This is a genomic window from Rhodococcus sp. NPDC127593 (assembly GCF_042671975.1).
In the GTDB taxonomy this organism is placed as follows: Bacteria; Actinomycetota; Actinomycetes; order Mycobacteriales; family Mycobacteriaceae; genus Rhodococcus_F.
Map to the genome: position 1 here is coordinate 1 of NZ_JBHXWI010000127.1, position 10337 is coordinate 10337.

Annotated in this window: 7 protein-coding genes; 3 read left to right on the top strand and 4 right to left on the bottom strand. The window is 62.6% G+C overall.

Features of this window, described 5'->3' with window-relative positions:
* The first annotated feature begins 705 nt into the window (after positions 1–705).
* Together ACFVJ3_RS48475 and ACFVJ3_RS48480 are read left to right on the top strand one after the other, a co-directional pair.
* A complete protein-coding gene (locus tag ACFVJ3_RS48475) occupies positions 706–4170 on the top strand; it encodes a protein kinase (protein ID WP_378458871.1) in 3465 nt (1154 codons plus the stop codon).
* A 352-nt stretch (positions 4171–4522) separates the two neighbouring features.
* Complete coding sequence (locus tag ACFVJ3_RS48480) at positions 4523–5548, top strand: AraC family transcriptional regulator (RefSeq protein ID WP_378458872.1); 1026 nt, start codon at positions 4523–4525, stop codon at positions 5546–5548.
* 95 nt (positions 5549–5643) lie between these two features.
* On the opposite strand, the gene ACFVJ3_RS48485 is transcribed toward ACFVJ3_RS48480, so the two are convergent.
* Positions 5644–6339: a PDR/VanB family oxidoreductase gene (locus tag ACFVJ3_RS48485; RefSeq protein ID WP_378458873.1), complete on the bottom strand. Its 696-nt coding sequence runs from the start codon at positions 6337–6339 to the stop codon at positions 5644–5646.
* A 12-nt stretch (positions 6340–6351) separates the two neighbouring features.
* On the opposite strand from ACFVJ3_RS48485, the gene ACFVJ3_RS48490 reads away from it, so the two are divergent.
* Entirely contained in the window at positions 6352–6633 is a 282-nt protein-coding gene (locus ACFVJ3_RS48490; protein WP_378458874.1) for a hypothetical protein, read from the top strand.
* Positions 6634–6642: 9 nt separating this feature from the next.
* Here the strand turns inward: ACFVJ3_RS48490 and ACFVJ3_RS48495 are convergent, their stop codons facing one another.
* The 3 genes from ACFVJ3_RS48495 to ACFVJ3_RS48505 form a co-directional block, all read right to left on the bottom strand.
* Entirely contained in the window at positions 6643–6945 is a 303-nt protein-coding gene (locus ACFVJ3_RS48495) for an EthD family reductase (RefSeq protein ID WP_378458875.1), read from the bottom strand.
* Between the two features lie 18 nt (positions 6946–6963).
* On the bottom strand, positions 6964–8265 hold the full coding sequence (locus tag ACFVJ3_RS48500) for a cytochrome P450 (protein WP_378458876.1): 1302 nt from the start codon (positions 8263–8265) through the stop codon (positions 6964–6966).
* 1053 nt (positions 8266–9318) lie between these two features.
* A complete protein-coding gene (locus tag ACFVJ3_RS48505; protein ID WP_378458877.1) occupies positions 9319–9771 on the bottom strand; it encodes a hypothetical protein in 453 nt (150 codons plus the stop codon).
* Between the last annotated feature and the right edge of the window lie 566 nt (positions 9772–10337).

Genomic DNA, 10337 nt, shown 5'->3' on the forward strand with positions numbered 1-10337 from the left:
TCCGTCCCCTGGCTCGGTGGCCGCACCGTGCGCTACGAGTTCGCGTGAGCAGACACAAAATGCGGGTCGATTCGCTGAGTGAAAATCGGCGTTAGGCGGCGCCGAGTCGGTCAGGTCCGATTCCGTTTCGTACACCAAATTCCTGGACTCAACCCTCAGCACAGCGGCTGGCCGCCGGGTCCGTCTGTATAGCTGAGCCACGGCACAGAACCGGACAAGCGCGCCTTCTTGTCGAGGTTCTGGACCAGCAGACCCGCGCTCGGATAACGGTCGAAGAAGCCAAGGCCTTCGATCCAATTATGCTATGCTACAAGCGGATACGACGTACCAGCGATGGGCGAGGGAACGCGTACCCAGGCGCCGATCGTGTCGATAACGAGCGCCTCAGACTCCGAGGTGACGTCGGTGCGACGTAGAAGGGCGACGTCCTCGAAACCCACGCCGGCGGCCACCATGGCGAGCATGAGAGCGCCGCTGTGACCGAACAGCCAGCTATGGTGAGGGTACCCGGATTCGACATGTACGCGGCACCTGATGACCGGGCACTCGTCAATCTGATGTGCGGCGCAGACGCAGGTTTAGAATCGAGGGAAGATCCGAGGTTGAGGCGATGAGCAGAAGTGCGGATGACTTCTCCGAGCCGGCTGACGGAGTGCCCCGCCGCGTGCGCCGCTGCCGACTCCTGCGTAGTCAGTGAGGTGCGAGGTGTCCGACGATGCCGTTGAGTCTGCCGGAAGCCCAGCTCAGGAGGATGTCGCCATCGAGCTGGCAGGGGAAGGATTCGATGCTCTCCGAGTAGTTGGTCAAGGGGGGTTCGGCGTCATTTACCGCTGTCGCCAGCCCGCTCTGGACCGAGTCGTGGCAATCAAGGTGCTCATCGCAGACCCTCGAACTGCCGACCGTGCCGGGTTTCTTCGTGAGCAGCAGGTCATGGGCCGACTCTCAGGACATCCGAATATCGTTCATGTCCTCGAAGTGGGTGTCACCCGCACCGGGCGCCCCTACCTCGTCATGCCATTCCACCGCCGCGACTCCCTCGAGGTGTGGATAAACCGCAAAGGTGCCCGCACGGTCGCCGAGGTGCTCGACATCGGCATCAAGATGTCCGGAGCCCTGGAGACGGCACATCGTGCGGGCGTGTTGCATCGCGATATCAAACCGGCGAATATCCTGCTCTCCGAGTACGGCGAACCTCAACTCACCGACTTCGGGATCGCGAGATTTTCCGAGCAGCAGGACACCACTCGCAGCATGGTGGTGGGGTCTCCCGCATACACCGCTCCCGAGCTGCTTCACGGACAGCCGCCGACGATTGCTTCGGACATCTACGGCCTCGGCGCCACCTTGTTCACCTCGCTTGCCGGTCGTCCGGCTTTCGGCCGCCGCCGTGGGGAGGAGCTCTTCTCCCAACTGCTCCGGATCAGCACGGAGCCGATACCCGAGATCGGTGATCGCACTGTCCCCGACAGCGTTCGCGCAGTGGTCGAACGGGCGATGGCACGAGATCCGTCGAGCCGACCGGATACAGCCGCAGCGATGGGTGAGGAACTCCGTCGTGTCGGCACCGATCTCGGGTACTCCGTTCCGGATGTCCCCCTGCCCGTGGCATGGGACGACGACGAGCCCGTGTCACGACCGCCCGAACGCGAACCCAGCCGAACAACCTACATACACTCCGTGCCCACGTCCCTGGAGAGCGGGATTCCCCGACCGCCGACCGTGGCCACAAAGTACCGCCCGCCGTCCCCGGGGCATCCGACGGTTCAGCGAACCCGGCTACTCGACCGAATCCGTGGCGAGACGAGTGTGCGGCTCGTCCTGATCCACGGACCTGCCGGATACGGCAAGACCACCGTGGCCGCCCAATACCTCGAGGGGCTCGAAGGCGCGGGGCGGAAAACAGCGTGGCTGACTCTCGACGACGACGACAACACGCCCGCGTGGTTTCTCGCCCACCTTGCCGAAGCCATCGCGTTGCCGCTCCCGGGTCTGGCGGCGGAGCTGACCCGCACTCTCGAAGAGCACGGTGGCGGCGCGGAGCGCTTCGTACTGACCACTTTGCTGAATCGAACCCATACCGCGGGCCACGCGGTAACGGTGGTTCTCGACGACTGGCACCGGGTCACGAATCCGGCGAGCCGGGACGTTGTTCGATTCCTGCTCGAACACGGTTGCCACCATCTACAGCTGATGGTCACCAGTCGCACCAGGCAAGGTCTGCCCCTGAGCGATATGCGGGTACACAAGGAGCTCATCGAGATCGACACGGCCGCATTACGATTTGACCTCAACGAGTCCCGGGAGCTACTTACGGAGACTGCCGGTCTTCAGCTGGGGGAGAAGGCTCTCGCCGAGCTGAAGGAATCAACCGACGGTTGGGTCGCCGCGCTTCAACTTGCATCACTTTCCCTGCGCGAGCACCGCGATCCACAAGCCACCATCCACCGCTTGTCCGGCAGACATCGTGCAATCGGCGAGTATCTCACCGAGAACGTCCTCGACAGCCTCGACCCTGCGTTGCTCGACTTTCTTCTGGCCACGTCGGTCACCGAACGGATCTGTGCATCGTTGGCTACTGCGTTGACCAGTCATCAGCACGCTCAAACGGTGCTCGAGGACATCGAAGAACGGGACTTGTTCCTGACGCGACTCGATCAAGATGGGCAGTGGTTCCGCTACCATCACCTGTTCGCCGAACACCTCCGTCGTCGTCTGGAAGGCAACGACCCTGAACGACTGACCGAATTGCACCGATACGCCTCTCGGTGGTTCGGCGGTCATCACATGCTCAGCCCGGCGGTCAACCATCTCCTCGCTGCTGGTGACTATGACGATGCGACCGCCGCCGTCGGGAATGAAGCGCTGATGTTGCTCGAACAGTCGCAGATGAGCACCCTGCTTGGTCTCGCCGCAAAGCTGCCTGCCACTGCCGCTGCTCATCCTCGCCTACAGCTGGCTCTGGCCTGGGCTCACGCACTCCTGCACAACCCAGAAGCTGCGGCCGAAGCACTCGGTCACGTCGAGGCGGCACCACCAGCGGGTTCTGTCGACGAGGACGCCGACACGCGCGCGGAGGCGTCCCTGATTCGGGCCGCCATCAGCATCCTCGACGATCGGCTCACCGGCGTCGATGAGGCAATCGACGCCTGTATGGCCCGGGCGCACAGACTCCGCCCGTGGGTTCTCTGCGGGACGGCAGATGCCGCCTCGTTCCGATCTATCGTTCGCTTCGATTTCGATGAAGCAAGACGTTGGCAACAATGGGCCCGCCCTCACCAACACAGGGCGGCCGGACCGTTCAGCGTCGTCTATGGCTACTGCATGGACGGGCTCGCGGCGCGGGAGCAACTCGATCTGGAAAGCGCTGAGGTTAGCCTCCGCCGTGCCGTGGATTTGTCGACGAGCCCCGGCGACGATCTTTCCTACAGTTCGCGGCTCGCCGCAGCTCTTCTCGGTGACCTTCTCTACGAACAGGGGCAGTTGGAAGAAGCCAACTACCTTCTCGACCAGAGCTATACCCTCGGTACCCAGGGCGGAACGGTTGACTTCCTGGTCGCAACCTACGCCGTCGGAGCGCAGCTCAAGTACCGACTCGGCCGGCCCGACGAGGCGAAGGAGCGCCTGCAGGAGGGAGCACGACTCGCAGTGATGCTGAATCTGCCGCGACTCGAAGCGCACATCATCAACATACGGATCCGCACAGGACTCGGACCCGCGCATTTTCCTCATCCCGACTCCCCTCAGGTCAACCGCGCGGAAGCGGGCGCCTTCAACCGGGTCACCGCGGAGATCACGGAAGATTCGCGCATTCGGCTCCTGCTGGCCGCCGGCACCGTCCGGTCCGCAAAACAAGCCGGTTCTCGCGCGCGGAAACTCGTCGAATCGATCGATACCCCGCGGAGGCCGAGGGTCTCTCTTCAGACACGGCTACTGCTGACCGAATGCCGGGCGGCGCTGCGTCCGAATCACGAGGTCGAACTCATGCTGTACCCGCTGCTAGAACGGTGTGCGCGGTCTGGGCTCCTTCTGCCGATTCTTGATGCAGGTCCAGCCGTTTGCGCACTTGTGCAGCATATCCGCGACACCCACGAGTTGCCGACCACGATGCCAGAATTCCTCGATCGCCTTCTGAGACTCCCTCGCCCGTCGGATCAGTCGTCAAACTCTTGACGTATACCTTTCATTGCGCGTGTCTTCATTCAGTACGTTACCGACGAAGGCATCGCGATGGTCCAAATTTGGATGCCCCGCCAGCGCCAGGCGCCTTCTACTACCAAAATCGCCGACAGGAAAGTGCCCACCAGACTCTGCGGCCCCCGCCGGCCGTTCGCCAGCCACCACAACAGCTGTCGGCCGTCGATCCGGCCCGCCTCCTCCAGCACCGAACGGCATCCCTCGGCAGTGATGAACTGTTTTCGTATGTTATCTGTTATATCGACATCCCGGTCTGGGGTGATATATTCTTCAGATTGGCGCTGGTGATCGATGCATAGGAATGTCCGGATCGGAACGAGAGGACTTCATGCGAGTACAAATATCGGCTGCTGACGTCGCTCCGGACGAGGCTGAAACCGCTCCGCTCAGTCGCTACTGCCTCGTTCGCACTTCGGAGTTGAGTCGAGCAGAGGATGAGGGGGCACAGTTGCTCTCTGAGAATCATCTGCGTATCCGGCCAGGAGATGCACTGGACGCCCGCATACACGGAGTTTCGCTGGGTCCGATCAGTTTGTACTACATGAAGTATGGCGCGGAACTCGAGGTCATCGCTCCTCCACTCGGGGATTACGTCGCATTGACCCTTCCGTTGGAGGGGACCATGCAGCTGCGGCAGGCGGGGCACGAGTTCAGCGTTGCCGCAGGAAGCTCGGCGGGAGTGATTTCTCCGGATCAGGACCTGCGGATGAAATGGAGCCCCGGCTTCGCGATGCTGTGCGCGCGTTTGGAGCTGTCTGCGCTCACTGCGTTCGCCCGCCAACTTGCGCCGGATGCTGGGGAGCGACAGCTACGCTTTACGCCCACAGTGAGCCGTCCCACCGCCTTGGCTGCGGTATGGGGGGCCGTTAGTCTGATGCAGGACATGTTCGAACGCGTGGATGCCTCTGAACGAGTTGCGCCGATGATAGCCGCACAGTTGCGGGAACAATTGATGGCGACCCTGCTGATGGTGCAGCCGAACAGTTACTCAACGGCGCTCCTGGCACAGCCCCGGTCAGTCTCCCGGTGCGCGGTACAGGAAGCGGTTGATCTGATCGAAACCTCACCAGAGGCTCCGCTCACAGTGGCGAGTATGGCGCGCGCGGTCAAGGTAAGCCCGCGAGCTCTGCAGATGGGCTTCCGGCGTCAGTTGAGCACGTCGCCGGCGGCGTATCTGACCGAGGTTCGGTTGACCCGCGCGCGGCGCGATCTGATATCGGCCGTCCCCTCGGACGGAGCGACCGTCGCGGGCGTCGCCATGCGTTGGGGTTTTACGCATCCGGGCAGGTTCGCCGCCTACTACCGGCGCCGTTACGGCGAAGCTCCGTCGACGACACTGGCGCGCAACGGCTGACTGCCGCCGCGACCACTCACTCTGTCACACAACGGTGATGCACCGCTACAGGTTTGGCCCATCGCGGCCTGTAACCAGGCCGCGATGGGAGGTGGTCAAAGATCCAGAACGACCCGGGGGCACGCCGCACGGGAAACACAGACCATCATCAGCGCGTTCTGCTCGCGCTCGGCGGCTGTGAGAACGAAGTCTCGATGGTCGATCTGTCCGTCGAGGACCCTGGTCTCGCAGGTGCCGCACGTACCTTCCTCGCACGAGGCGTCGATTTCAATTCCATTGCAGCGGAGCACTTCCAGCACCGACTGTTCCGGACTCACCGTCAAGGCCTCGCCTGTCGATGCGATCTGCACCTCGAATGAGCCGTGAAGGACGGGTTCGCTTGCGTCGGCTGGCGCGAACCGTTCGACGTGAAGGAGGCCGGTGGGCAGGCCGGTGCAGCGCTGCTCAACAGCATCGATTAGTGGTCCGGGGCCACAGCAGTACACGAGCGTCCCGTCCGGCAATCCGCCCGGACCGCCGAGCAGGGCATCTAGGTTGAGCAGGCCGAATGTGTCCTGTGGCCGTACGGCCACCCGGTCGGCGTGCTCGGCGACCAACTGCTCCACGAAGGCCATCGACGTCAGACTGCGCCCGCCATAGACCAACTGCCAGTCCGCTCCACCTGAGGATGCGGCAGTCATCATGGGAATCAATGGTGTGATGCCAATACCGCCGGCAATAAAGACGTAGCGCTGCGCCGGCACAAGTGGGAAGTGATTGCGCGGTCCACGAACCCGAACGGTGCCGCCCACCCGCAACTCGTCGTGGATGAACTTCGAACCGCCTCTACCGTCGGATTCGCGAAGCACTGCCACCCGCCAGGATTGCCGGTCCTGCGGTTCACCGCACAGCGAGTACTGCCGCACAAGCCCGTTGGGCAGTACCAGGTCGATGTGGGCTCCAGCTTCCCATGCCGGGAGCTCTCCGCCGGGATCCTGCAGATCGAGCAGGACGACCCCGTCCGCCACGACTTGCCGATCGGCTACGACCACCTCGAGATCGCTTTCGGGACGCGCCGCTGCGGTCGACCTATTCTGCAGATCTGAGTACATAGTTCAGCTCGTCTCCTCGTGAACGAGCATCGTCACACCGCCGGTCGCGAAGTTCGCCAGGTCCGCCGATGCCGCCTGCCCCTGCGGTGATTGGAGCGCCGCCTCCAAGTCAGGCCTGGAATCGAAGGCGAGTTCGGCGATCAGGTAATAGTCGGGTGTGACCCCACCAAGGGGCTCGCACTTTCCGTAGGTGAATCGGACCATCCCCGGAACGGTCTTCGCCAGTGGTGCGTGCTTCGACGTGTAGTACTCATCGAAGGCCGAAGAGTCCTGCGGCTGTCCATAACACACTGTGAGCTTGTGCATTTCGTCATTTCCTATCAGTTATGGTCGATCTGAGGGGACCGGGTTGTCGGCCGGGTCCCATTCGACAAACAGGTTCTGCGGTCCTCGGAAGGACGTGTTGGGCAGATATTCGAATTCCTGGTCCGGTACAAGACGTATATGGGGGAGGCGGCGTGACATCTCCTCCAGAACGATCTTCATTTCCAGACGGGCCAAGGGGGCGCCGAGACAGGTGTGTGTGCCGAAACCGAACGCGAAGTGTTGCTTGGCATTGCTGCGGTGGATATCGAACCGCTCGGGTTCGTCGAAGATTTCGTCGTCGAAACTGCCCGACGCGGTCACCACCAGCACCTTCGCGCCTTCCGGGATTTCGACTCCCGCGATCGAAGTCGACTTGACACACAGCCGTCGCCAGGCCACCACTGAAGCGCTGTACCGGAGGCATTCCTCCACGGCATTGGGAATGAGGGACGGTTCCTCGCAGATCTCATCCCACATGCCTCGATTCCGCATCAGTGTGAGCAGTGCGTTCGCTCCCGCGTTGCTCGTCGTTTCGTGTGCCGCGCTCGTCCCACTCATCATCATGCTGACCAAGAATCGATCGTCGATCGTGTCGGGATCCTGTTGGCTCGCCCGAATTGCAAAGGGAACCCACCCATCTACATCAGGGTTTTCTTTCAGCTTCGCAACGAGATTCTTGGCGTGGTTGAAGTATCGCCCCATTCCGTCGCAGCCGGCGATCTGTTCCTCTTCGGTTGGACGGCCGAATCCGAACATGATCTGCCCGACGGCGAACTGCCTCGCCTGCTCGATCTCCGTGTCCGGCACGCCCATGAACTTCAATGCGACCGTGGCCGGGAACTCCCACATCAGCTCAGCTACGAGGTCTGCGTGGCCCTTCTTCACGAATTTATCTATGTAGCTGGTGACCAGATCGCGAATGTACGGGTCCCACGCCCGCACGTTTGCGGGGCTGAGCGGTTCAGCCAACGCCCGCCGCCGACGCATATGGATGGGCTCGTCCTCGTTGACCAGGAACGGACCCAGGTCGAACTGGTGCTCGACCAGCTTCTGGATTGCCGGTTCACGCAGCGGCGTAATGGGCTCCAGCGTCAGCGCCGCGGAAAACGAGGTCGTGTCCCGGAAGATCGCCTTGATGTCGGCATAGCGCGTGACAACGTAATAGTCGAGGAGGGGGCTGTAGAACACAGGCTGCTCATGTCGAGCCTTCCGTAGTGAACCGGCGGGGTCCTCCTGGTAGCTACCACCGAAGGGATTGAACTCATGTGAGACCGGGCACTGTGCAGGGATGTTGAGAGCGTGATCGGATCCTGTGGTCACCAATACTCCTAGCGTCGGTCACAGAGGCTGTGACGGCTGGTGGACAGTAGATGGAAATAGTCATCGATTGTGTCGGAGATCCCAGAGCCACCCGTGGTGTGACCGGCGTCTCTCCTAATATCGAAAGCCTACCTGCGGGCACGTGTGTCGGGTCAATCCACTTCGCGCACGCCCAGTGCGCAATTTGCGAAGCTGAGCGTTTTCCTCGAGAAGTTGTGCCTAGTAGTTCGACGGCGGGGTTCTCGCGTCCGCGGTCTGAAACCCCTTCCCCACTGCGATTCTCGGATCGTCAGCGATTTGCATCTGCCTGACGGGAGAGCCACACCAGAGCTCGCACACGGTCGCCATTTCCGAGTCACGTATTCAGCTGGACCCGTTCGAGGGCGTGCGCGTCGAGATATCCTTGCTGTTGATAATGGTGCGTCAGACTGTTACGCAGGGCACACAGAGATGCGTGAGACACGGGTCGCGAGAGAGTTCGCGCCACGCAGGTCGTGCCGGAATCCTTCGTCCCGGCCCGCGGTTGGACACGACGGAGTCGAACAACGACAACCGTCTATGTCAACCTGCTCCCTGGTCAGTCGCCACCCAAATGGAATTACAGGACTTTGCGGGGCGCGCATCGAGATGGGGTTGTTCGGACAGCGAACCCGGACAGGAGGCACAGAGGCCTGCGGTACCGGCGGGACCCAACGGGACGGCGGCCTTCGCGGAACGAAGGCGTAGGCCTGGCGGGCCTGGTGGCGCCGTTCGGTTCGGGCACGGACCTCGTCCTTCATGTCGGCGTCGATCGGGGTCGAGGTCCTAGATTCCCGTCGGCAGGCTCGCCGGGCACAGAGTGCCGTCGATCCACACCGCGTGTGTGCCGTCAGACCGGGGTGCGTACCGCGCTGTTTCGGGTGCAGGCCGTAGATCGTGGTGTAGCCGAGTCGCCAGACGGGTAGCGCGAACTTCTCGTCGGTGACGTAGTCTTAGGCGCGGTCGGCGATGAGGTGCCGCGGCTTACCGATGGTGGCACCGAGCGCATCAACAGCAGGCATGCCACTGACTTGATTATTCGCCCCGCCCGGCGAGAGGTTTATTGCCCGGGCCACGTGCACCACTGGGCCACGGCCCGGGGCGGGGCGGCACATCGGTGACGCCTTGCAAGTCGAAGCCGCAGAAGTACATCGTCTCCTCGAACTCAGCGCTGAGCCAACCCATTCGAGCGGTGATGTCGACTGTGTAGATGTAGCGGGTGTCCGGCCCGGTCGAGGCGTCGGGCGAGTGGTGACCGCGTCTGCGGGCATGCGGAGGGTTCGGGTCCGGTGGCGCGAGCGGATGGTCCGGGGGCGGGAGCCCATCGGGGTCGGCATCGACGAGCGGTTCGCGATAGCGCACCCGCGCCCACGGCGAAATGTCTGTCGAATCCAGTGCGACGGTACCGGCCGGCGGGTAACACCACAACGAGGCATCGAGCAGAGCCTGCGCGAAACGCTGCTCATCCCGCTCGGGAACCCACACCACCGCAGTGTCCTTCGTCTGATGCACTCGCTTTCAAATGCCCTCGGTTTGGGCTCACGCCCTGCTACATCAGCGGGACGTTGCGGTCGAAGCGCTCGGTCAGGTCCAGGCAGCACTGCCTTCCGATTCTGTCGACGAGGGCGCCGACTCACGCGCGGAAGCGTCTCTCGTTCGGGCCGGCATAAGTGTATCTTCGACGACAGTCTCGATGTCTCGACGAGGCGATCGACGCTTGTATGGCCCGTGCCCAACAGACTCGCCCCTGGGTTCTCTGTGGCACGGCGGACGCCGCCTCGTTCCGATCGATCAACCGATTCGATCTTGATGAGGCGCGACGCTGGCAGCAGTGGGCAAGCCCGCACCAACATCGGACCGTCGGGCAATTCGGCGTCGTCTACGGGTACAACTTGGGAGGGGCTGGCTTCGAGGGAACTGCTCGAACTCGGCAGCGCGGAGGTCAGCCTTCGGCACGAGTGCTAGCGGACATGCCAACCTCCCTGTAGGCGGACACGTTCGTCCCTGCTGACGGACAGCTGATCTCCCTGTCGATGGACATGGGGCCGGCGGTG